This is a genomic window from Massilia sp. WG5 (genome assembly GCF_001412595.2).
Classification (GTDB): Bacteria; Pseudomonadota; Gammaproteobacteria; order Burkholderiales; family Burkholderiaceae_D; genus Telluria.
The window spans coordinates 5,246,652-5,268,287 of the sequence record NZ_CP012640.2; the positions used below are offsets into that span (position 1 = coordinate 5,246,652).

The 21,636-nt window shown below is 67.3% G+C and carries 19 protein-coding genes; 3 read left to right on the forward strand and 16 right to left on the reverse strand.

Annotated features, from left to right (window positions below; genetic code table 11):
• Positions 1 to 151: 151 nt before the first annotated feature.
• Positions 152 to 1,105: an exopolyphosphatase gene (locus AM586_RS23385; protein ID WP_047823091.1), complete on the forward strand. Its 954-nt coding sequence runs from the start codon at positions 152 to 154 to the stop codon at positions 1,103 to 1,105.
• A gap of 9 nt (positions 1,106 to 1,114) precedes the next feature.
• On the opposite strand, the gene AM586_RS23390 is transcribed toward AM586_RS23385, so the two are convergent.
• The 3 genes from AM586_RS23390 to AM586_RS23400 form a co-directional block, all read right to left on the reverse strand.
• Positions 1,115 to 3,508: a bifunctional diguanylate cyclase/phosphodiesterase gene (locus AM586_RS23390; protein ID WP_047823089.1), complete on the reverse strand. Its 2,394-nt coding sequence runs from the start codon at positions 3,506 to 3,508 to the stop codon at positions 1,115 to 1,117.
• A gap of 64 nt (positions 3,509 to 3,572) precedes the next feature.
• The gene (locus AM586_RS23395) at positions 3,573 to 4,838 is read right to left on the reverse strand and encodes a nitronate monooxygenase (RefSeq protein WP_047823087.1); all 1,266 of its coding nucleotides are present in this window, start codon (positions 4,836 to 4,838) and stop codon (positions 3,573 to 3,575) included.
• Between the two features lie 120 nt (positions 4,839 to 4,958).
• Positions 4,959 to 5,444, reverse strand: coding sequence for a YajQ family cyclic di-GMP-binding protein (locus AM586_RS23400; RefSeq protein WP_047823084.1), 486 nt, complete (start codon positions 5,442 to 5,444; stop codon positions 4,959 to 4,961).
• A 120-nt stretch (positions 5,445 to 5,564) separates the two neighbouring features.
• On the opposite strand from AM586_RS23400, the gene murB reads away from it, so the two are divergent.
• The gene (murB, locus tag AM586_RS23405; RefSeq protein WP_047823082.1) at positions 5,565 to 6,593 is read left to right on the forward strand and encodes a UDP-N-acetylmuramate dehydrogenase; all 1,029 of its coding nucleotides are present in this window, start codon (positions 5,565 to 5,567) and stop codon (positions 6,591 to 6,593) included.
• A gap of 25 nt (positions 6,594 to 6,618) precedes the next feature.
• On the opposite strand, the gene udk is transcribed toward murB, so the two are convergent.
• From udk to AM586_RS23470, 13 genes are all read right to left on the reverse strand, one after another.
• Positions 6,619 to 7,260, reverse strand: coding sequence for a uridine kinase (udk, locus tag AM586_RS23410; RefSeq protein ID WP_047823080.1), 642 nt, complete (start codon positions 7,258 to 7,260; stop codon positions 6,619 to 6,621).
• 47 nt (positions 7,261 to 7,307) lie between these two features.
• Positions 7,308 to 8,339: a diguanylate cyclase gene (locus tag AM586_RS23415; protein ID WP_307163105.1), complete on the reverse strand. Its 1,032-nt coding sequence runs from the start codon at positions 8,337 to 8,339 to the stop codon at positions 7,308 to 7,310.
• 12 nt (positions 8,340 to 8,351) lie between these two features.
• Entirely contained in the window at positions 8,352 to 9,344 is a 993-nt protein-coding gene (gene cheB, locus AM586_RS23420) for a chemotaxis-specific protein-glutamate methyltransferase CheB (protein WP_047823078.1), read from the reverse strand.
• Positions 9,341 to 11,677 (reverse strand): hybrid sensor histidine kinase/response regulator, encoded by a 2,337-nt coding sequence (locus tag AM586_RS23425; RefSeq protein ID WP_047823077.1) that lies wholly within the window; start codon positions 11,675 to 11,677, stop codon positions 9,341 to 9,343. The genes cheB and AM586_RS23425 overlap by 4 nt, the downstream gene beginning before the upstream one ends.
• Positions 11,674 to 12,324 carry a chemotaxis protein CheW gene (locus AM586_RS23430; protein ID WP_047823075.1) on the reverse strand — a complete coding sequence of 217 codons (651 nt, stop codon included), beginning with the start codon at positions 12,322 to 12,324 and terminating at the stop codon, positions 11,674 to 11,676. The genes AM586_RS23425 and AM586_RS23430 overlap by 4 nt, the downstream gene beginning before the upstream one ends.
• Positions 12,321 to 13,535: a CheR family methyltransferase gene (locus AM586_RS23435; RefSeq protein ID WP_047823073.1), complete on the reverse strand. Its 1,215-nt coding sequence runs from the start codon at positions 13,533 to 13,535 to the stop codon at positions 12,321 to 12,323. Before AM586_RS23435 ends, AM586_RS23430 begins: the two co-directional genes overlap by 4 nt.
• Positions 13,532 to 13,987 carry a chemotaxis protein CheW gene (locus tag AM586_RS23440; protein WP_047823072.1) on the reverse strand — a complete coding sequence of 152 codons (456 nt, stop codon included), beginning with the start codon at positions 13,985 to 13,987 and terminating at the stop codon, positions 13,532 to 13,534. Before AM586_RS23440 ends, AM586_RS23435 begins: the two co-directional genes overlap by 4 nt.
• 8 nt (positions 13,988 to 13,995) lie before the next feature.
• The gene (locus AM586_RS23445; RefSeq protein WP_047823070.1) at positions 13,996 to 15,804 is read right to left on the reverse strand and encodes a methyl-accepting chemotaxis protein; all 1,809 of its coding nucleotides are present in this window, start codon (positions 15,802 to 15,804) and stop codon (positions 13,996 to 13,998) included.
• Positions 15,805 to 16,062: 258 nt separating this feature from the next.
• Entirely contained in the window at positions 16,063 to 17,295 is a 1,233-nt protein-coding gene (locus AM586_RS23450; protein WP_047823068.1) for an argininosuccinate synthase, read from the reverse strand.
• A 94-nt stretch (positions 17,296 to 17,389) separates the two neighbouring features.
• On the reverse strand, positions 17,390 to 18,316 hold the full coding sequence (gene argF / locus AM586_RS23455; protein ID WP_047823065.1) for an ornithine carbamoyltransferase: 927 nt from the start codon (positions 18,314 to 18,316) through the stop codon (positions 17,390 to 17,392).
• Between the two features lie 40 nt (positions 18,317 to 18,356).
• Positions 18,357 to 19,265, reverse strand: coding sequence for a ribosome small subunit-dependent GTPase A (gene rsgA / locus AM586_RS23460; protein WP_047823063.1), 909 nt, complete (start codon positions 19,263 to 19,265; stop codon positions 18,357 to 18,359).
• The gene (locus AM586_RS23465; protein WP_047823062.1) at positions 19,262 to 19,606 is read right to left on the reverse strand and encodes a 4a-hydroxytetrahydrobiopterin dehydratase; all 345 of its coding nucleotides are present in this window, start codon (positions 19,604 to 19,606) and stop codon (positions 19,262 to 19,264) included. The genes rsgA and AM586_RS23465 overlap by 4 nt, the downstream gene beginning before the upstream one ends.
• Complete coding sequence (locus tag AM586_RS23470) at positions 19,603 to 20,892, reverse strand: M48 family metallopeptidase (RefSeq protein WP_047823059.1); 1,290 nt, start codon at positions 20,890 to 20,892, stop codon at positions 19,603 to 19,605. Before AM586_RS23470 ends, AM586_RS23465 begins: the two co-directional genes overlap by 4 nt.
• A 146-nt stretch (positions 20,893 to 21,038) precedes the next feature.
• Here AM586_RS23470 and orn point away from each other — a divergent pair, with 146 nt between their 5' ends.
• A complete protein-coding gene (gene orn, locus AM586_RS23475; protein WP_082439495.1) occupies positions 21,039 to 21,617 on the forward strand; it encodes an oligoribonuclease in 579 nt (192 codons plus the stop codon).
• Positions 21,618 to 21,636 lie beyond the last annotated feature (19 nt).

A 21,636-nucleotide genomic window follows, 5' to 3' on the forward strand; every position in this document is an offset into this window, starting at 1 on the left:
GCCGCCGGGAATGCCAGGGGAATGCGACAGTCTGCAATATGGAGGGAATGGGCTGCAAGGCAGTTGCAATTGCACTTTGAAAGATGCAAATTTGCAATGTATGATGGACGACCGCCTTGGCCGCGCCAGCCCGTTATTCGTTCCTCATGAAATGAAAGGGAAAGCCGTGTCGACCGTTCCCCAACGCTACCGCCTCGTTACCCGCAGCGACTTCGACGGCCTGGTCTGCGCCGTCCTGCTCAAGCACCTCGACCTGATCGACGACATCCTGTTTGTCCATCCGAAAGACATGCAGGATGGGAAGATCGCGATCGGCCCGCAGGACATCACTACCAATCTGCCCTACGTGGCCGGCGCCCACCTGGCTTTCGACCACCACCTGTCGGAAACCATCCGCAACATCGGCCGCCGCGAGAACCATGTGATCGATCCCCGGGCGCCATCGGCGGCGCGGGTGGTGTACGACTACTATGGCGGCGCACGCGCCTTCCCGGCCGCCTGGCAGGGCATGATGGAGGCGGTCGACAAGGCCGACGCCGCCCGCTTTTCGCGCGAGGAGGTACTCGATCCCTCCGGCTGGAGCCTGCTGAACTTCCTGATGGATGCGCGTACCGGCCTGGGCCGCTTCCACGATTTCCGGATCTCGAACTACCAGCTCATGATGGCGCTGATCGACCATTGCCGCACGCTCGGCATCGAACAGATCATGAAGCTGCCCGACGTGCAGGAGCGCACCGCGCTGTACATGGAGCACAACGAACTGTGCAAGCAGCAGATCCGCCGCCGCGCCAGGGTCCACCAGAACCTGGTCGTGCTCGACCTGCGCGAGGAACAGACCATCTTCGCCGGCAACCGCTTCCTCATCTACGCCCTGTTCCCGGAGACGAATATCTGGATCCACGTGCTGTGGGGCCTGAAGAACCAGAACACGGTCTTCGCTACCGGCAAGTCGATCCTGAACCGCAGTTCGAACACCAATATCGGCGCGCTGATGCTGGAATACGGCGGCGGCGGGCACGAGAATGCGGGAACCTGCCAGGTGTCGAACGAGATGGCGGAGGAGGTGCTGGGGGCGCTGGTCCAGCGGATCACGAGCGAAGGCTGAGCGGTCGGCTTACGCTGGCTGGCGAGACCGCAACAGCTCCTTCGCCGCCTCCGCCGCCAGCGGCTCGCTGAACCATACCCCCTGCATCTGGTCGCAGCCGTAGGACTTCAGGAAAGCCGCCTGCGAGCCGGTCTCCACGGCTTCGCCGACCACTTCCATGTTCAGGTTGTGGCCGATGTCGATCAGGCTCTTCACCAGGGCGCTGCTGCCGTCCCCGATGTCTTGCACCGAGGTGTGCGACAGCTTGAGCTGGCCGGCTTCGAGCTGCTGCAGGTAGGCGAGGTCGCACTGGCCGGCGCCGAAGCCGTCCACCGACAGGCTCACGCCGAGCGCGCGCAGCTGGCGCGACAGGTCGCGCCCCAACCCGGGATTGCGCAGCAGGCCGTCGATCGACAGGTCGAGCTGCAGGCTGTCGGCGGGCAGCGCGTGGCGCGCCAGCAGCGCCGACAGGCTTTCGACGAAGTCGCCCTGGCTGTATTCACGATAGGAGACGTTGACGGTGACCGGCACATCCTGCACGCCAAGCTGGCGAAGCTGGGCGGCGAAGGCGCAGGCCTGGTCCAGCACACGCTGGCCGATCGGCACGATCACGCCGTTCTCTTCCGCCTCCGACAGGAAGCGGCTTGGCGCCAACACCCCGTGCTCCGGATGGCGCCAGCGCAGCAGGGCCTCGAAGCCCATCACCCTGCCGCTGCGCAGCGAGACGCGCGGCTGGTACAGCAGGAACAGCTCGTCGTTCTCGAGCGCATGGTGCAGGCCCTCCTCGATCTTGCGCTTGGCGTCGCTGCTCGAGCGCATGTCGGCCGAGAAGAAATGCACGTCGTTGTGAGCGTTGCCCTTGCCGTGGTACATCGCGACGTCGGCCGCGCGCACCAGTTCGGCGGCGGTGCTGCCGTCGTGCGGGTAGAGCGCCACGCCGACGCTGGCGCCGACCGCGATCTCGCGGCCGTTGAAGGAGACCGGAATCGCGAAGCTCTGGCGCAGCCGCTCCACCATGCGCAGCGTGAAGCGCAGCGAAGGCTGGTTGGCCAGCACCAGCACGAATTCGTCGCCCGACATGCGCGCCACCGTGTCGCTGTCGCGCACCGAGGCCTGCAGGCGCCGCGCCACCACTTTCAGCACCACGTCGCCGGCTTCGTGGCCCAGGGTATCGTTGATGGATTTGAAGTTGTTCAGGTCCATCAGCACGGTCGCGACCAGCGATTTCTGGCGCTGCGCCACGTGCAGAGCCTGCTCCAGCCGATCCCACAGCAGGTTGCGGTTGGCCAGTCCGGTCAAGGGGTCGTGGTTGACCTCGTGCTCGAGGTGGGCGGTGCGCTGCATGGCCGCGGTGACGTCGTTGATGACGCCGATGAAATGGGTCACGACCCCGTGCTCGTCGTGGACCGGCGTGATGCTCAGGTCGTTCCAGAACAGGTCGCCATCCTTGCGCAGGTTGCGCAGCACCACGTTGACCGGGCGCTTGGCCAGGATCGCCTCGCGCAGCTCGATACGCTCGCCGCTGTCCATGTTCGGCGCGGCCATGAAGCGGGGGTCGCGTCCGATCGATTCCGCCGCGCTGTAGCCGCTGATGCGCTCGAAGGCCGGGTTGACGTATTCGATCGGATTGTCCGGCCCGTCGTTGCGGGCGATCACGATGCCGTTGCTGGCCGCGTGCAGGGCGCGCTCGCGCAGGCGCAGCTGCTCTTCGCGCTGGCGCCGCTCGCCGATGTCGATGCCGACGCCAAACACGTAGTCGCCGCCGTTGCAGTGGACCCGCGCGCCGCACAACAGGACCGGAATCTCCCGGCCGTTCCTGGCCATGTAGTCGACTTCGAGCTTCATCTCGGCGCCGTCGTCGAACACGCGGCGGATCGCGTCGTTCAGCAGGGGACGCTGGGCCAGGTCGAGCAGGTCGGAGGCGCGCGCGGCCGCCAGCTCTTCGGGCGCCATCCCGCTCAGGCGCTCGACATTGTGGTTCCACAGCACGAAGCGGCCCTCGCGGTTGAGGGCGTAGAAGGTGCCGGGGAAGAGGTCGACCACGGCCGACAGCGGGGTGCGCGCCACGTGCTCGGATTCCGGCACGCCGCGTTCGAATTCGGTGGTCACGGAGACCGCACAGCCGAGCAGCTTGCCGCCGGCGCTGAATTGCGGGGCCAGCGCCAGGGCGGTGGCGAAGATGCGGTTGTCGCTGCAGTGCAGGTCGGCGTTGAGCTGGGCGCCTTCGGGGCGCTGGGCGAGGGCGGCCCATCCGGCGGTCCAGGCGTCACGCGCGCTGGCGACGAACAGGCTGGTGACGGGACGGCCGAGGACACGCTCGGCAGGCATGCCGAACAGGGATTCGCAACCGCTGTTCCAGGTGGTGATGCTGCCCGCGTCGTCGGTCAGGAAGACGGCGTGGGCGGGCGGGTCGGTATCGAACATGCGGTTCCCCTGTGCAAGGCCAACCGCTTTTGGACAGCAGTTCCGAAGAACTGTTCCGCCTGGATCAGGCGGCTGCTTCCGCGCGCGGCGGCAGGGCGATCTGGTTGTCTACGCTGAACTGGTAGTCCTTGAACACGTGCTCTGCGGACAGGATCTGGTAGCTGCCGTCGGCCAGCTTGTGGGTCGTGTCCTTCAGGCGGTAAGTGGTCGAGCCGCAAGTCCAGCAGTTGAAGTTGCGCATGTGAGTGCACAGGCAAGTCTTGTCGAAGACCTTGATGTCCTTCGAGCCCGGATTCGCCTGCACCTCGCGGTTGTACGAGTTAATGTAGGCGCAGTTGCCGGTCGCGTCCAGCAGGTAGCCATAGGACTCGCAGCCCGGACGGATGCCGGAGCCGATCGCCGGGGTCTGCTTCAGCATCCGCATCGGATAGCCGGTCGGCGAGACGCCGTTGACGATGATGTCTTCCTCGCTGGCGCGGTAGTACTCCTGCTTGACGTCGTCGGGCAGGCCGCACTCGTGGGTCACGGTGAAGCGGGTCGCCACCTGCACGCCGCCGGCGCCTTTTTCCAGGAAGCCGACGGCGTCGCTGCCGGTGAAGATGCCGCCCGCGGCGATCAGCGGAATGTCCAGCTGTTCGGCGCGCATGAAGGCGTGGATCTCGTCCATGATGGTGTGCAGGTCGTACTGCTGCCAGTCGTCGATGCCGAAGCCGAGGTGGCCGCCGGCCAGCGGGCCTTCGACGATGAGGTAGTCGGGCAGGCGGTCCAGGCGCGAGACCTTGCGCAGGAACAGTTGCAACGCGCGCACGGAGGAGACGATGGTGCCCAGCTTGGCGTCGCGGAAGCGCGGGTGATCCTTGATCAGCTCGAAGGAACCGAGGTGCAGGCCGGCCGACATGGTGATGCCGTCGATGCCGGCGTCCAGCGCGGCCGACAGGCGGGTGCGCAGCGTTTCCTTCGGCGCGTTCATGGTGAGCTTTTCCATGCAGTTCACGAAGATCAGGCCATCGCCTTTCTTCGCCTGCATGGTCGCGCCCACGTGCAGGCGCGTCGCCTCGGCCAGGCGCTCGAGGTCGAACTGGACCACCGACTTGTCCATGTTGTTGATGTTGAACTTGTAGAGCTTGGTCTTTTCCTTGACGAAGCTCGTGTCGAACTTGCGGTCCGACACGTCCGGGACCATTGCGTCGGAAATATGGCCAATGCCGCCCAGACGCGCCGCTTCCAGCGCCAGTTCGGAGGTCGAGATATCGACCCCCATTCCGCCGATCATGATGGGCACGTATTCCTTGTTGCCCATACGCAGGCGGAAATCATCAACACGTTTCATTGCATTCCTTAACAGCCATAGACTAATCGCCCGCCATTTTACAGCAGGAGAGTGCAGTTACAGAGCGCCATTTAGCGCACGATCGTGCGTTAAATGGCGGGGCCGGCAACCCCTGTTTTGTCAGTCGCGGAAGTTGTTGAACGCGAGCGGCAGGTCGGTGACATCCTTGCGCAGCAAGGCGATCGCTTCCTGCAGGATATCGCGGTCCTTGCCGGTGACGCGCACGGATTCGCCCTGGATCGAGGCTTGCACCTTCATCTTGCTCTCCTTGATCAGCTTGGTGATCTTCTTGGCGTCTTCGGACTCGATGCCGTTGCGCACCTTCAGCACCTGCTTCACCTTGTCGCCGCCGATCTTCTCGATCTTGCCTTCGTCCAGGAAACGGACGTCGACTTTGCGCTTGGTCATCTTGTTCAACAGGACGTCCTTGACCTGGCTGATCTGGAAGTCGGAGTCGCCGAACAGGGTGATTTCCTTGTCTTTCTGCTCGACTTTGGCCGAGGTGCCCTTGAAATCGAAACGGGTTTCGATTTCTTTGCTCGAGTTTTCGACGGCGTTCTTGACTTCAACCATGTCTGCTTCGCAGACCACATCAAACGATGGCATCTTGTGTTTTCCTTTTGTTTTGCATGGGATGGATGGCGATATTGTAACGGACGACACAGAGGCTTGGCGTCCGGTCGCCTGTTTCCCACTATAATCAGCGGGCCAACTTCGGACCCAGCCATGCAAGCACTGCCCATCGAACAAGACATTCCCCTCCAGCAGTTCAACACCTTCGGCATCCCGGCGCGCGCGCGGCGCTATCTGCGCGTGACCGAGCCCGCGCAGCTGGCGCTGCTCGCCGCCGACCCCGCGCTCGCCGCGCTGCCGCGCCTGGTGCTGGGCGGCGGCAGCAACCTGCTGATCACGCGGGAAGACATCGACCTCCTGGTCCTGCACATGGCCCTGATGGGCAAGGACATCGTCGGCGAGACGCCGGACAGCATCCTCGTGCGCGCCCGCGCCGGCGAGAACTGGCACGGCTTCGTGCAGTGGACGCTCGAGCAGGGCCTGGGCGGGCTGGAAAACATGTCGCTGATCCCCGGCACGGTCGGCGCCTCGCCGATCCAGAACATCGGCGCCTACGGGGCCGAGGTCAAGGACCTGTTCCACTCGCTGACCGCCTTCGATTTCGCCACCGGCCTGACCCGCAGCATGGACGCCGCGGCCTGCCGCTTCGCCTACCGCGACAGCGTGTTCAAGCACGAAGAGGGACGCGGCCTGGCGGTGCTGGACGTGACGTTCGCGCTGCCGAAAGCCTGGACCGCGAACCTGCGCTATGCCGAACTGGCCCAGGCGCTGCAGGCCGAGGGGCTTGCCGGGCCGACGCCGCGCCAGGTGTCCGCGGCGGTGGTCGCGATCCGGCGCCGCAAGCTGCCGGACCCGCTTGAAATCGGCAATGCGGGCAGCTTCTTCAAGAACCCGGTGGTATCGAGCGAGCACTGCGCCCGCCTGCTGGAACGCTGGCCGGCCCTGGTCCACCATCGCCAGCCCGACGGCAGCGAAAAACTGGCGGCCGGCTGGCTGATCGACCAGTGCGGCTGGAAAGGCAAGAACAGGGGCCGCGCGGGCGTCTACCCGAAGCAGGCGCTGGTGCTGGTGAACAATGGCGGCGCCAGCGGCGAAGAGGTGCTGGCGCTGGCGCGTGCGATCCAGGCGGATGTGCGCGAGCGTTTCGGGGTGGAGCTGGAACCGGAACCGGTGATGATCTGAAGGCCTGGACTCAGGGCCGTGTCAATCAGCCGCGCTTCAACTCGCTGATCACGCTCGCCACCTTGGTGGTAATGACATCGACTGCCGGGCCATTCGCGCCGTGGGGCAGGATGACATCGGCGTGGCGCTTGGTCGGCTCGATGAATTGCTTGTGCATCGGGCGCACCGTTTCCATGTACTGGCTGACGATGCTCTCCATCGTGCGGCCGCGTTCGGCAATATCCCTCTGCATGCGGCGGATGAAGCGGACGTCCGGGGCGGTGTCGACAAAGATTTTCAGCGACATCATCTTGCGCAGGTCCGCGTCATACAAGGCAAACAGGCCTTCGATCACGATGACCGGGGCCGGTTTGACCGGAATGGTCTTGGTGGAACGGTTGTCGATCGTGAAATCGTATTCCGGCATCGCGATCGCTTCGCCATTGCGCAAGGCGCGGACGTGCTCCACCAGCAGCGGCCAGTCGAAGGCCTGCGGATGGTCGTAATTCTGCTTGCGGCGCACTTCGGGGCTCAGATCGGACTGGTCGCGGTAGTAATCGTCCTGCATCACGACCGAGACCATCTCCGCGCCGAACGAAGCCAGCACCTGCTGGGTCACCGTTGACTTGCCGCTGCCGCTGCCGCCAGCGACACCAATCACAAACGGAAGGTAAGAAATCTCATTCATCCCCGAATGATACCGGAGCGGCGGACGGACTGACAGGGCCGCCTGATTCAGGCCGCAGCCACTGCCCGGTTGCGCCCGCCGCGCTTGGCCTCGTACAGGGCGGTATCGGCGGCCGCCACCAGCGCATCGACCTCGCCGGCCTCGGCCGGCAGCGCGCTCGCCACGCCAATCGACATCGTGACCACGCCGCCGGCGGCGGTCGGATGCGGCAGCGCCAGCTGCTCGAGCTGGCGGCGGCAATCCTCGGCCAGCTTGAGGGCGCCGGCCAGGTCCGTGTCCGGCAGCAGGATCGCGAATTCCTCGCCGCCGTAGCGCGCCGCCAGGTCGGCCGGGCGCTTCAGCTGCCCGGTCAGCACGGCCGCGACCTTTTTCAGGCACAGGTCGCCGGCCGGATGGCCGAGGCCGTCGTTGTAATCCTTGAAGCGGTCGACGTCGCACAGCAGCAGCGACAGCGGGCCCGGCTGGCGGCGCGCGCGCTGCCATTCGACGCCGATGGCCTCGTCGAAGCGGCGGCGGTTGGCGATGCCCGTCAGGCCGTCGAGCGCGGCCAGCTTCTGCAGTTCGAGGTTGGCGCGCGCCAGTTCGTCCTGGCTGGCGCGCAGCGAACGGTAGGCGGCATCGCGCTGCAGCCGGCTGATGTAGCCCCGGGAGTGGTGGCGGATGCGCGCCACCAGCTCCAGCTGGTCGGGCAGCTTGACCAGGTAGTCGCTGGCGCCGACCGCGAAGCCGTGCGCCTTCAGCCGCGCTTCTTCCTTGGCCGACAACACCACCACCGGCACCTCGCGCAAGGCGTCGTCGGCGCGGTAGCCGGCCAGCAGCTGGAAACCGTCGGCGCCCGGCATCACCAGGTCCTGCAGGATCACGGTCGGGCGCAGGGCCAGCGCGGCCGCGTGCGCGGACCTGGCGTCCGTGACGTAATGGAAGGCGATATCGCGATGCCCGGCGAGCATGCGCCGCACGGCTTCGACGATGATGAGCTGGTCGTCGATCAGCAGCACGCGTACCTGGTCGCTGACGCCGTCCTGCTCGGTTTGAAAGGGGCTGACTTCGGACATCGGAGGAAGAATATGAATGGGCAAGATGTTTCGTCTTTACGCCAAGCCGCCGATTTTACCTGACAAGGCCTTGCTGATGTTGTCCAGTGGCAAAATGTGCTGGGCGGCGCCGAGCTCGGCGGCGGCGCGCGGCATGCCGTACACGGCGCTGCTGGCCTCGTCCTGTGCGATGGTCGACTGGCCGGCCTCGCGCATCGCCAGCAGGCCGGCGGCGCCGTCGCGCCCCATGCCGGTCAGCAGGACACCGACGCCGCCGCGTTCCCAGTAACGCGCCACCGAACGGAAAAACACGTCGATCGAGGGGCGGTGGAGCTCGTCGCGGGGATGGGCGTCGTAGCGCAGGCGGTGGCCGGGCGCCAGGCGCAGGTGGTCGGCCGTGGTCGCCACCTGCACCACGCCGCCGGCCAGGTGGTCGCCGTCGGCGATCGCCGCTACCTTCGCCGAGGTCTGCTCGCCCAGCCATTTGACCAGCCGGGCCGCGAAGCTGCTGTCGATGTGCTGGATCACCACCGCCGCCGTGTCGGGCGGCGGCTGCCAGCCGGCGAACAGGCGCGCCAGCGCCACCGGCCCGCCGGTCGAGGCGCCGATCGCGACCAGCCGGGCCACATGGGGCGCGCCGACCGGCACCGGGGCGGGCCGCCCGGCGACCAGCTTGCCGATGGTGCGGATCTTGGCCAGCAGGGCCGCATCGAAGCCGGGCTGGCCGGGCAGCACCGGCGTCCCCACCACGTCGAGGGCGCCGGCGCCGAGCGCGCGGAAGACCTGGCCCACATTCTCCTGCGGCCTGGCGGTCACGATCAGGATCGCGCACGGCGCGTTCGCCATGATGCGCCGGGTCGCTTCGACGCCGTCGAGCAGCGGCATGTCGAGGTCCATCAGCACCAGGTCGGGCCGCAGGTCGGCGCACAGCCGCACCGCGTCGACCCCGGTGCGCGCGACCCAGGCCAGGCGGTGCTCGCCGCTGGCAAGCAGCACTTCGCGCAGCGCGTCGGCCGCCACCGGCATGTTGCTGGCGATGCCGATTCTCATGGCGACTTTCCGGGCAAAGGCGCACCGATCAGGTCGCGCACGGCGTCGAGCAGGGTGGCGTCGTGGAAGGCGCCCTTGGCCAGGTAATAGTCGGCCCCGGCCTCGAGACCGCGCGCGCGGTCTTCCGGGCGGTCCTTGTACGACACGATCATCACCGGCAGCCGCTGCAGGCGCGGATCCTGGCGGATGCGGCCGAGCAGGCCGATGCCGTCCAGGCGCGGCATGTCGATGTCGGTGATCACCAGGTCATAGGCGCCGGCGCGCACGCTGTTCCAGCCGTCGACGCCGTCGAGGGCGACATCGACCCGGTAGCCGTGCGCGGCCAGCAGCTTGCGCTGCATCTCGCGCACGGTGAGCGAATCGTCGACCACCAGGATGCGGCGCGCGGCCTGCTGCGTGGCCCGGTTTGCGGCATCCTGCGCGCCGTGGCCGGCCGCCGGCTGCAGCGACTCGCCGGCGTCGAGCAGGCGCGCGATCGACAGCAGCATGTCGGGCACGTCCAGGATCAGCACCGGGCCGCCGTCGTCGAGCAGGGCGCAGGAGGCGACGTCGCGCAGCTTGCCGAACACCGGTTCGAGCGGCTGCACGGTCAGGCTCTGCTCGCCGCGCACCTCGTCGACCACCAGGCCGTAGCGCTCGCGCGGGCCGCCGATCACCACCACCGCCAGCTCGGCGCGCGGGGCCGATTCGCCCAGCTCCAGCACGCGGCCGGCCGCCACCAGGCCGAGGTGGCCGGCTCCACTGTCCCGCGGGTAGTCGATATGCTGGCGCCCCGCCAGGGTCTGCACCGTGCCGGCCGGCACGCGCAGCACGCGCTCGACGCGCGCGATCGGCAGCGCGTAGGCTTCGCCCAGCACGTCGACCACCAGCGCGCGCACGATCGACTGGGTGATCGGCAGCACGATCGAGGTGCGGAAGCCCCGGCCCGGCGTGGAGTCCACGCGCACCGTGCCGTTCTGGGCCTGCACCGCCTCGTGCACCACGTCCAGCCCGACTCCGCGGCCGGAGATCTCGTTGGCGTCCTCCTTCAGCGAAAAGCCGGGCAGGAACAGGAATTCCATCAGTTCCGGGTTCGACAGCGCCTGCGCGAAGCCGGGCGCCGCCAGGCCGCGCGCGAGCGCGGCGCGGCGGATCCGTTCGGGGTCGACGCCGCGGCCGTCGTCGCTGACCTCGATCGACAGCATGCCGCCGCGGTGGCGCGCCTCCAGCCGTATGACGCCGCTGGCCGGCTTGCCGGCGGCCGCGCGCTCGGCCGGCGTTTCCATGCCGTGGTCGACGGCGTTGCGCAGCAACTGGCCGAGCGGCGCCTCGAGGCGCACCAGCACGGCGCGGTCGACCATGGTGCCGGCGCCATCGATGACCAGGCGCACGTCCTTGCCGAGGCTGCGCCCGAGGTCGCGCACCATGCGCGGCAGGTTGTGCATGCCATCGCCGAAGCGGCACATGTGCAGGTCGAGCGCCTCGTCGACCAGGCGCGTGGCGACGCCCATGGCCTGGCGCTCGTAGTGCTCGGCGTCGAGGATGCTGCGCTGCAGGCTGTCGCGCAGCGGGCGGGCGCGCTGGCCGACCAGCCGGACCAGTTCCAGCAGGCGCGGGTCGCCATTCTCCGTAATCGCTTCCTGCAGCTGTTCGAGGGCTTTGAGGACGCCGTGCTGCTGGCGCTTGTGACGCTGCAGCCCATCGATCCAGGGACGCAGCTGGCCGGCATGCAGGCGCGCCTGGCCGGCCAGGGTCAGCAGCTCCTTGCCGGCGTCGGGCGCGGGGGGCAGCGTGGCCGCGGCGGCGGCGGGCGGCGGCGCTTGCGGGGCGGCTGCAGCGGTCGAGGCCACCGAGGCCACCGAGGCGGCGGGCAGGATGGGTGTGAGCGGCGCCAGCACCGGCGCCGCGTCCGCGCCGGCGTGCAGCGACGCCAGCGCGGCCAGCGTGCGCTCGAGCTGCGCGGCGTGCGGCCCGGCGTCCGGCAGCTCGGCTTCCGGCAGGCCGGCCAGCTGCCGCATCAGGTCGACCGCGCCCAGCAGGATGTCGACGCCGGCGGGATCGAGCGTCAGCCGGCCCTGCTGGGCGGCGACGAACACGTCTTCCATCGCGTGCGCCAGGCTCACCATCGGCTCCATCCCGACGATCGCGGCCGCGCCCTTGGTCGAGTGGGCGGCGCGCATCATCGCTTCCAGCGTCGCGGCGTCCGCTGCGCGCTCGCTGCGCAGGAGGCCGTCGGTGAGCACGCGCGCCTGGGCCTGCGCCTCCATGCGGAACAGGTCGAGCATCGAGAAGCTGCTCAGGTCATCGCCGGATGCGTGGCCGAAGTCGCCGCCGAAATCGTCGTCGATGCTCATCGCAGCAGTCCCAGTACCTGTCGTTCCAGCATGGCGGCGTCCAGCAGGCCGGCTTCGATGCTGCCGTCGGCCACCACGCCGGCCACCAGCGGCGCCGGCAGGTGGCCGAGCGTGGCGGACGGTGCGCGCACGGCGTCCGTGGCGTAGCGCAGGATGCCGTGCATTTCCGCGACCGGCACGGCGATGCGCTGGCCCTTCAGGACCAGCACCAGCAGGCGCTCGAAGGCATGGCGGCCGGACGGCGCCGGGGCGCTGGCGGCGTCGATGCCGAGCAGCGCGGCCAGCGAGACCGCCGGCAGCACGCGCCCGCCGACGTTGACCACGCCGAGCAGGGCGCCGCCGCCGCGGTGCGGCAGGCGGTGCACGGCGCCAGGGGGCGCCACCGTGGCGGCCAGCGCCATCGGCACCGCCAGCCATTCGGCGCCGATGCGGAAGGCCATGGCGGCGGCATCCGTGGGGCTCGGGAGCGGTTCGGGTTGCGCCAGTTCGCGCGCCCAGGCGTCGCGGTAATCCGGCTCGACCGGGCGCTGCAGGTTGCGCTGGGCGGCGTCCGCGTACACGGCGCAGTTGCGGCAGTGGACGTGGTGTTCCAGCTCGGCGCAACTGCGGTCGCCCGCCACGCCGATGCGGCGCCAGCAGTCGTTCATCGCTGCGCTCCCGCTTCCAGGCGGCGCGCGTGCACGCGCGCGGCGCGCTGGCGCAGCAGGGCCGCTTCAGGCGCGTCGCCGAGCTGTTCATGCAGCAGGGCCAGGCTGCACAGCGCCTCATAGTGGTCGGGCTGCAGGTAGAGGCAGCGGCGCAGGTGGCGCTCGGCCGCGCGCGGTTGGCCGGCGCAGTCGCTGACCACGCCGAGCAGGAACCAGGCGTGCGCCAGGTCGGGCTGCAGGGCCAGGGCTTCCTGGCAGAACTGGTGGGCCTCGGCGAGGCGGCCGGCATCGGCATGGCGCTGCGCATCCTTCAACAGCGCGGCGACCGCCGGCGTTTCGGGTGCGGGCGCCGCGGGCGGTTTGGCGGCGCCGGCGCGCGGCCGCTCCGGCTGCGCTTCCAGGGCAGGCGGCCGCGGGCGCCTGCGCACCGTCGCCACGGTTTCCTTCTGCAGGGCATACGCCGTGTGCAGCGACTGCGGCGCGAAGCCCGCGCCGCAGAACGCCGGCGCCTCGGCGAAGCCGGACACCAGCAGGCCGTCGTCGCGCAGCAGGGCATGGATGGCGGCCGCCGCCGCGGCGCGCCCGGCATCGTCGAAATAGATCAGCAGGTTACGGCAGAACACCAGGTCGTAGGGACCGCCGGCGGCCAGTTGCGCGGCCTTCAGGAGGTTGCCCTGGCTGAAGCAGACGTAGCGGCGCAGCGACTCGTCGATCACGTAGTTGTCGCCGTCCTGGCGGAACCAGTGTTCGCGGAAGGCCAGGTCGGCGCCGCGGAAGGCGTTGCGGGTGTAGCGGCCGAGGCGCGCGCGCTCGAGCGCGGCGCGCGACAGGTCGACCGCGTCGATCCGGCACAGCGAAGGCGGGATGCCGGCGCGCGCCAGCGCCATCGCCATCGAATACGGCTCTTCGCCGCCGGCGCAGGGCAGGGACAGCACGCGTACCGGCCGGCCCGGGTGGCTCAGCAGGCGGCGCTGGACGAAGCGCAGCGCGGTCTCGAACACGTCGGGATCGCGGAACATCCAGGACTCGGGCACGATCACGAGGTCGACCAGGGCCTCGAACTCCGGCGTGCCGGTCAGCGGCGCATAGTCCTCGTGCGCGTCCACGCGCAGGTGCAGCCGGCGCTCGCGCACGGCGCGCTCGACGGTGTCCGCAGACAGCATCAGGCCGGTGCTGGCCTTCAGCAGTTCGAGCAGTTTCAGCAGGTTCATGCCGCGGCCTCGCCGAACAGCAGCGCCGCCACCTCGGGCGCCAGCAGGCGCGCCGGTTCGATCAGCTGCAGCATGCCGGCGCCGGCGTCCGCATCGGGCGCGACCCGGCCCAGCCAGGGGGCGGCCCGCACGCCGCCATCGCGCAGCGCGGCCGCGATGGCGCTTACGCCGCTCACGCGTTCGGCCTTCAGGCCCAGGCGCCGGATGCGGCCGGCCGCGGGCACCTCCACCAGCAGGATGCGGGTGTCGTAGCGCACCGCCTCGGGCGGCGTGCCGGCCAGGCGCGACAGGTCGATCACCGGAATCGCCTCGCCGTGCAGGTCGAGCAGGCCGGGCACGTAATGCGGCGCGCCCGGCAGCGGCTTCAGGCGCGCCACCGGCAGCACCCGCAGCACCGCGGTAAGGGGCAGGGCATAGCGTTCGCGCCCGATGTGAAACACCAGCACTTTCATGGAGCGTCTTACTCGTCGACGGCGAAGGTGGCGACCGACTGCTGCAGGTCGCCGGCCGCGTACTGCAGCTGGTGCACCGCTTCGCTGGTGGCCTTCAGCGACTCGACGGTCTGCTGGCTGGCGTCGGACAGCTGCATCATGGTGCCCGAGATCTGCGAGGCGCCGACGGCCTGCGACTGCATCCCCTGCAACACGAGGTCGAAGCGCGGCGCCAGCTTGCGCACCTGGTCCATCATGCCGGACAGCTGCTCGGCCACGTGGCGGGCTTCGCCGACGTTGCGGCGGATCTCCTCTGCAAACTTGTCCATGCCCATCACGCTGGCCGACACCGCCGACTGCATCTCCTTCAGCATCTGTTCGATGTCCCAGGTCGAGACCGAGGTCTGGTCGGCCAGGCGCCGGATTTCGGTGGCGACCACCGAGAAGCCGCGGCCCGCCTCGCCCGCCTTCTCGGCCTCGATCGCGGCGTTCAGCGACAGGATGTTGGTCTGGTCGGCCACCTTGGTGATGGTGGTCAGCACGCTGTTGATGTTGCTGGCTTTCTCGGACAGCGCGGCCAGCTTGGCGCCGATCGAATCGGTGGCATTGACCATCTGCTGCATGGTGTGGTCCATGTGCTTGAGCTTGTCCTGGGCGTCGGCGGTGGCGCTGGTGGTGTAGTCGGCCACCTCGGTCGCTTCCTCCATGGTCCGCAGCAGCTGGGCGGTATTCGCCGAGATCTCCTTGGTGGTGGCCAGCACTTCGACGCTGGTCTGGGCCTGTTCGATGCCGGTCGCTTCCTGCTGGCGCGCGGAAGCCGCGATCTGGGTCGCCGAGCTGGCGACCTGGATGCCGGCGCGCTGCACATTGTTCAGCAGGCTGCGCAGGTTGCCCAGCATGGTCGCTAGGCCTTCGCCGAGCCGGCCGACGGCATCCTCGCCGCGGATCGCGACGGCGCCGGTGAGGTCGCCGCGCGCGGCCTTCGAGACCACGCCGAGCAGCGAGTCGACCTTCGCGCGCAACTCGTTGGTGGCGGCCAGCTCCTTGGCCTGGCTGTCCTCGATGGCCTGGGCCATGCGGTTGAATTCGAGCGCGACCGCACCCAGTTCGTCGCGCGAGCGGACCTCGGCGCGCGCGCCCTGCATGCCGCTGCCGAGCCGGCGCGCAGCCTCGCTCAGGCTGGCGAGCGGATGCGATACGGCGCGCACCAGGATGGTGCTGATCAGGACCGCCAGCAGCACGCTGATCACCGCGCCCACGCTCAGCAGCATGTTCATCGACTGGCGCAATGCGTTGGTCTCTTCCCTGCGCCGGTCGAGCAGGCGGTTTTCCTCGGACTCGATCTCCCCGAGCAGCTGGCGCATGGTGGCGACGCTGCCGGTGCCGGCCAGCACCGCGGCTTCGACCTGCATCGACGCCGGCGCAAGGCCGGGCTTGCCGTCGCGTTGCGGGGCGATCTGGGGCGCGATCGCCTTGTCCATCCAGGTAATCAGCATCGGTTCGAGCTGGTGCAGGCGCTCCTGCTGGGACGCATTATCGGTGGTCAGCGCGAGTGCGCGGCGCAGGTGATTGCGGGCGCCCTGGTATTCGTTGCGGATCGGCGCGACCAGGGTCTCGTTGCGGGTCAGCAGATAGCCGCGGGTCGCGCTCTGGACCTGCAGCACCGAAGTCGCGATGTGATTCGTCTCCAGCAGCACCTCGAGGGTATGGCGGTCCCACCGGTTGGCCTGCTGCAGGCGCCCGAAATTATCATTCGCCAGGATGAGCAGGAACAGGATGATGGCGACGATCGCGCCAAAGCCGATCGTGAGTTTGTTCTTGATGCTGAGGTTTCGCATGGCAAGGGGGCAGAGCCCGGTTTTCTCGGGTGGGCTCTGACCCGAAGTCCTTGACGCCGGCGTCTCCCGAAATGAAAGCCCATCCTGAAATGTAACATTTCGGCGGGCGTTAGTGGAAACAATGATGCGCTAGCGCAACAAAATGCCGGCAAACGCATCTTCTTTTGCTCGGCAAGCAGCAAGAACGGCAAGGCCGGCAGGCCATGAAAAAAGCCGCCGCCCTTGCGGACCGGCGGCTTTCATATCGGGTCGGCCAGCTTATTGACCGCGCTTGGCCTTTGCCTTGGCCGCGATACGCATGCGCAGCGCGTTCAGCTTGATGAAGCCGCCCGCATCCGCCTGGTTGTAGGCGCCGCCGTCCTCGTCGAAGGTGGCGATGTTCATGTCGAACAGCGAATCGGTCTTCGAGTCGCGCGACACCACGATCACGTTGCCCTTGTAGAGCTTGACGCGGACCCAGCCGTTGACGCTTTGCTGGGTGTGGTCGATCAGGGTCTGCAGCGCGACGCGCTCCGGGGCCCACCAGTAGCCGTTATAGATCAGCGAAGCGTAGCGCGGCATCAGGTCGTCCTTCAGGTGCGCCACTTCGCGGTCCAGGGTGATCGATTCGATCGCACGGTGGGCGCGCAGCATGATGGTGCCGCCCGGGGTTTCGTAGCAGCCGCGCGACTTCATGCCGACGTAGCGATTTTCCACGAGGTCGAGCCGGCCGATGCCGTGCTTGCCGCCGAGGCGATTCAGCTCGGTCAGCACCTGGGCCGGGGTCATGCGGGTGCCGTTCAGGCCGACGATGTCGCCGCGCTCGTATTCGATGTCGAGGTACTCGGCCTGGTCCGGCGCCGCTTCCGGCGACACGGTCCAGCGCCACATCGATTCCTCGGCTTCGGCGCTTGGGTTTTCCAGGTGGCGGCCTTCGAACGAGATATGCAGCAGGTTGGCGTCCATCGAGTAGGGCGCGCCGCCGTTCTTGTGCTTCATGTCGATGTCGATGCCGGCGTCTTCCGCGTACTTCAGCAGCTTTTCGCGCGACAGCAGGTCCCATTCGCGCCACGGGGCGATGATCTTGACGTCGGGCTTGAGCGCATAGGCGCCCAGCTCGAAGCGGACCTGGTCGTTGCCCTTGCCGGTCGCGCCGTGCGAGACGGCGTCGGCACCGGTTTCGTTCGCGATCTCGATCAGGCGCTTGGCGATCAGCGGACGCGCGATCGAGGTGCCCAACAGGTATTCGCCTTCGTAGACGGTGTTCGCGCGGAACATCGGGAACACGAAGTCGCGCACGAACTCTTCGCGCACGTCGTCGATGTAGATGTTTTCCGGCTTGATGCCGAACTTGATGGCCTTGGCGCGCGCCGGTTCCAGCTCTTCACCTTGTCCCAGGTCGGCGGTGAAGGTAACGATTTCGCACTTGTAGTTATCCTGCAGCCATTTCAGGATGACCGAGGTGTCGAGGCCGCCGGAGTAGGCGAGGACTACTTTTTTAATGTCGCTCATGGGAGTTCCAGTGAATGAGAGATGGAGGGGAATGATGGTCAGCCGGTCCGGGTGCCCGGACCGACGATCGGACTGAATTTGTGGTGGCGAGGCCTTATTTGTCCTCGATGCGGCCCAGCAGCAGGTACTCGATCAGCGCCTTCTGCACGTGCAGCCGGTTCTCGGCTTCGTCCCACACCACCGATTGCGGGCCGTCGATGACTTCGGCCGCCACTTCCTCGCCGCGATGCGCGGGCAGGCAGTGCATGAACAGCGCGTCGGGTGCGGCACGCGCCATCTTGGCGCCGTCGACCATGAAGCCATCGAAGGCTTTCAGGCGTTCGGCATTTTCTTTTTCGTAGCCCATGCTGGTCCACACGTCGGTGTTGACCAGGTGCGCGCCCTGGCAGGCGTCCGACGGGTTCTCGAAGAAGGTGTAGTTCTTAGTCGCGACCAGCGCCGGATCGATGTCGTAGCCTTTCGGGGTCGACACGTTCAGGTGGAAGCCGAATACCTCGGCCGCCTGCAGCCACGAGTACAGCATGTTGTTGGCGTCGCCGATCCAGGCCACGGTCTTGCCGGTGATCGAACCGCGGTGTTCGAAGAAGGTGAACACGTCGGCCAGCACCTGGCAGGGGTGGTGTTCGTTGGTCAGGCCGTTGATCACCGGGACGCGCGAATGCGCGGCGAAGCGCTCGATGATGTCCTGGCCGAAGGTGCGGACCATGATGATGTCGCACATGCGGCTCATGACCTGGCCGGCGTCTTCGACCGGCTCGCCGCGGCCCAGCTGGCTGTCGCGCGTGTTCAGGTAGATCGCGGCGCCGCCCAGCTGGTGCATGCCGGCCTCGAAACTCAGGCGGGTCCGGGTCGAGCTCTTCTCGAACACCATCACCAGGGTGCGGTCGACCAGCGGGTGGTAGACCTCATAGGCCTTGAACTTGCGCTTGATGACGGCCGCGCGCTCGATCACGTACTCGAACTCGTCGCGGGTGAAATCGGAGAATTGCAGGAAGTGCTTGATAGGAGTCTGGACAGCCATAGTATGTCGGGGATGCGGGGATCTTCTGAATTATATTCGATCAATACAGCGTCTGTTCGGACTCGTGCAGCAGCTGTGCATAAAGTTCGTGCCGGATCCTGGCGATCTTGCCCTCTTCGACCGCCCCCAGGATCGCGCATTGCGGCTCGGCCAGGTGGCGGCAGTTATAATATTTGCAGCCGCCCAGGAAGGGCTTGAACTCGACGAAGGCGCGTTCCAGCATACCCTCCGTGAGATGGTAGAGGCCGAATTCCTGGAAGCCCGGCGAGTCGATGATGTTGCCGCCGCCAGTCGCTTCGGGCAGCCGGTACAGGCGCGTGAAGGTCGTGGTGTGCTTGCCGGTATCCAGCGCTTCCGAGATCTCGCGCACCGCGATGTCGGCGTCCGGCACCAGCAGGTTGATCATCGAGGACTTGCCCATGCCGGACTGGCCGATGAAGATCGAGGACTGGCCGGCCAGCAGCGGCGTCAGGGTCGCCACGGTGCCTTCCGGATCGGCCTTGGCCGAGACCTCGTGCAGCGGATAGCCGAGGCTCGCGTACAGGCCGGCGCGCTCGCGCGCCCGCGCCAGCGGTTCGAGCACGTCGACCTTGTTGAGGATCAGGTGGGCCTCGACGCCGGCCGCCTCGCAGGCCACCAGGGCGCGCGAGACCAGGTCGTCGGCGAAGCTCGGTTCGGTGGCGACGACGATGAACAGGCGCGTGATGTTCGCCGCCAGCAGCTTCGACTTGTACTGGTCGGAGCGGTACAGCAGGGTGCTGCGCTCGGCGATCTTCTCGATCACGGCCTGGTCGTTCGAGGTGCGCTTCAGGTGCACGATGTCGCCCACCGCGACGTTGGTCTTCTTGCCGCGCGTGACGCACTGCAGGAATTCGCCGTCGACGTCGGCCAGGTAATGGCGGCCGTGGGCCGCGACGATAATGCCTTTCAGTTCGAGGTCTTTGCTCATGCGCCTGCCCGTCCCGCGTAGAGTGCGTCGGCTTTCGCAGCGCAGATGAAGTCGTTTTCGCTCAACCGGTTGCCGGCCGAGTGGGTGGTCCAGGACGCGGTGCAGCGGCGGTAGCCGACCTGCAGGTCCGGGTGGTGGTCTTCGCGGTGGACCATGAAGGCCAGCGCGTTCACGAATTCGATGGTCTCGTGGTAGTCGCGGAACAGGAATTCGCGCACCAGGCTGGCGCCATCGATACGCCAGCCAGGCAGTTGCGCCAGCAGCGCGGCGACGGCCGCATCGTCCAGCGCCGCGGCGCCGTGGGTGCAATGACGCTGGGTCAGGGGCAGCGCGGTGCTCATGCCGGCTCCATGCCGGCACCGGCCAGCGTGCCCGCCTCGTGCAGGCGGCTGATCCGGATCGAGGCCGGCGGGTGCGAATCGTAGAAGGCCGAGTGCAGCGGATCCGGGGTCAGGGTCGAGGCATTGTCCTCGTACATCTTGACCAGGGCCGAGACCAGGTCGCGCGCGTCGCTGTGGGCGGCGGCGAAGGCGTCCGCCTCGAACTCGTGCTTGCGCGAGGTGATCGACGTCAGCGGCGCGAACGGGAAGGTAAACACCGGCAGCACCAGCATGAACAGCAGCAGCGCCATCGCGTCGTTGTTCTGGCCCAGCAGCGGCAACACGCCCAGGCCGGTATAGAACCAGACCTGGTTCTTCAGCCAGCCCAGCAGGGCCAGGAAGACCAGCGACAGCGCGAACGCGACCACGATGCGCTTGACGATGTGCTTGAGCTTGAAGTGGCCCAGTTCGTGCGCCAGCACGGCCTCGATCTCGGGCGGCGCCAAGCGTTCCAGCAGGGTGTCGAAGAAGACGATGCGCTTGTTGGCGCCGAAGCCCGAGAAATAGGCGTTGCCGTGGCTGGACCTCTTGCTGCCGTCCATCACGAACAGGCCTTTCGAGGCGAAGCCGACGCGCGCCATCAGGCCTTCGATGCGGTTCTTCAGGCTGTCGTCGGCGAGCGGCGTGAACTTGTTGAACAGCGGCGCGATGAGGGTCGGGTAGATCACCATCAGCAGCAGCTGGAAGGCGCTGAAGGCCAGCCAGGCATACAGCCACCACAGGGCGCCGCTGCGTTCCATCAGGATCAGGACCACCCACAGCAGCGGCAGGCCGATCACGGCGCCGAGCAGCGTGCCCTTGAGGGTGTCGGCCAGCCACAGCTTGAGCGTCATCTTGTTGAAGCCGAAGCGCTGCTCCAGCACGAACTGGAACCAGTACGTGAACGGCAGGTCGAGCACCCCGGCGATCGCCGCATAGGCCACGACCAGGGCGATCTGGTGCGTCATGCCGGGACCGGTCAGGTGCAGCAGCGCGGTCGACAGCGCCTGCAGGCCACCCAGCAGGGTGAAGCCGATCAGCACCAGGCCGCTGTAGATTGCATGGACCAGGCCGAAGCGGGTCTTGGCGATCGTGTAGTCGGCGGCCTTGCGATGGGCCTCGAGCGGAATCCTGCCGGCGAATTCGGGCGGCACCTGTTCACGGTGACGCGCGACGTGGCGGATGTGCCGGCTCGCCAGCCAGTACCGCAATACGAGGGTCAGCATGAAAAAAATGACGAACAAAACCGAAAACGCGAATGAAAGCATTCTATGCCTGTGAGAAAATGCTGCTTTTAGCTGATTAAAACGAGTTTAGCTAACGTATCAAGGGCCCGCAAAACCGTAGCGAGCGGCCGCAGATCGAATCTGCAACGCGCAGCAGGTTTGGCGAGCCCTCCACCAAAGAGCGAATTATGTCACAAGAAACCCAAGCAGCCGCCGTTACCCCACGTCCCAACGACATGAACCTGGTCTGGCTCGACATGGAAATGACCGGCCTCGATCCGGACAGCGACCGCATCATCGAAGTGGCCGTGGTCGTCACCGACGCCGACCTGAACGTCCTGGCCGAAGGTCCGGTGTTCGCGATCCACCAGAGCGACGAGACGCTGGACAAGATGGATGCCTGGAACAAGGGCACGCACGGCAAGTCGGGCCTGATCGACCGCGTGAAAGCCTCGACCGTGAACGAAGCCCAGGCCGAAGAGCAGCTGATCGCCTTCCTGAAGCAGTGGGTGCCGGCCAACAAGTCGCCGATGTGCGGCAACTCGATCTGCCAGGACCGCCGCTTCATGGCGCGCGGCATGCCGAAGCTGGAAGCCTTCTTCCACTACCGCAACCTGGACGTGTCGACCCTGAAGGAACTGTGCCGCCGCTGGAAGCCGGAACTGGCGTCGGGTTTCAAGAAAGCCCAGAAGCACACCGCGCTGGCCGACATCGTCGAGTCGATCGAGGAGCTGCGCTACTACCGCGAGCACTTCATCAAGCTGTGATGCGCAAGCCCTGATCCCC

What these genes read in the sequence shown, in the direction of transcription:
- AM586_RS23425 (WP_047823077.1), bottom strand. Translation starts at nt 11,677, where the DNA reads ATGAGCATCGACGACGATTTCGGCGGCGACTTCGGCCACGCATCCGGC.
- AM586_RS23440 (WP_047823072.1), bottom strand. Translation starts at nt 13,987, where the DNA reads ATGAAAGTGCTGGTGTTTCACATCGGGCGCGAACGCTATGCCCTGCCC.
- AM586_RS23400 (WP_047823084.1), bottom strand. Translation starts at nt 5,444, where the DNA reads ATGCCATCGTTTGATGTGGTCTGCGAAGCAGACATGGTTGAAGTCAAG.
- udk (WP_047823080.1), bottom strand. Translation starts at nt 7,260, where the DNA reads ATGAATGAGATTTCTTACCTTCCGTTTGTGATTGGTGTCGCTGGCGGC.
- rsgA (WP_047823063.1), bottom strand. Translation starts at nt 19,265, where the DNA reads ATGAGCAAAGACCTCGAACTGAAAGGCATTATCGTCGCGGCCCACGGC.
- AM586_RS23470 (WP_047823059.1), bottom strand. Translation starts at nt 20,892, where the DNA reads ATGCTTTCATTCGCGTTTTCGGTTTTGTTCGTCATTTTTTTCATGCTG.
- argF (WP_047823065.1), bottom strand. Translation starts at nt 18,316, where the DNA reads ATGGCTGTCCAGACTCCTATCAAGCACTTCCTGCAATTCTCCGATTTC.
- AM586_RS23385 (WP_047823091.1), top strand. Translation starts at nt 152, where the DNA reads ATGAAAGGGAAAGCCGTGTCGACCGTTCCCCAACGCTACCGCCTCGTT.
- murB (WP_047823082.1), top strand. Translation starts at nt 5,565, where the DNA reads ATGCAAGCACTGCCCATCGAACAAGACATTCCCCTCCAGCAGTTCAAC.
- AM586_RS23430 (WP_047823075.1), bottom strand. Translation starts at nt 12,324, where the DNA reads ATGAACGACTGCTGGCGCCGCATCGGCGTGGCGGGCGACCGCAGTTGC.
- AM586_RS23445 (WP_047823070.1), bottom strand. Translation starts at nt 15,804, where the DNA reads ATGCGAAACCTCAGCATCAAGAACAAACTCACGATCGGCTTTGGCGCG.
- orn (WP_082439495.1), top strand. Translation starts at nt 21,039, where the DNA reads ATGTCACAAGAAACCCAAGCAGCCGCCGTTACCCCACGTCCCAACGAC.
- cheB (WP_047823078.1), bottom strand. Translation starts at nt 9,344, where the DNA reads ATGAGAATCGGCATCGCCAGCAACATGCCGGTGGCGGCCGACGCGCTG.
- AM586_RS23435 (WP_047823073.1), bottom strand. Translation starts at nt 13,535, where the DNA reads ATGAACCTGCTGAAACTGCTCGAACTGCTGAAGGCCAGCACCGGCCTG.
- AM586_RS23450 (WP_047823068.1), bottom strand. Translation starts at nt 17,295, where the DNA reads ATGAGCGACATTAAAAAAGTAGTCCTCGCCTACTCCGGCGGCCTCGAC.
- AM586_RS23390 (WP_047823089.1), bottom strand. Translation starts at nt 3,508, where the DNA reads ATGTTCGATACCGACCCGCCCGCCCACGCCGTCTTCCTGACCGACGAC.
- AM586_RS23395 (WP_047823087.1), bottom strand. Translation starts at nt 4,838, where the DNA reads ATGAAACGTGTTGATGATTTCCGCCTGCGTATGGGCAACAAGGAATAC.
- AM586_RS23465 (WP_047823062.1), bottom strand. Translation starts at nt 19,606, where the DNA reads ATGAGCACCGCGCTGCCCCTGACCCAGCGTCATTGCACCCACGGCGCC.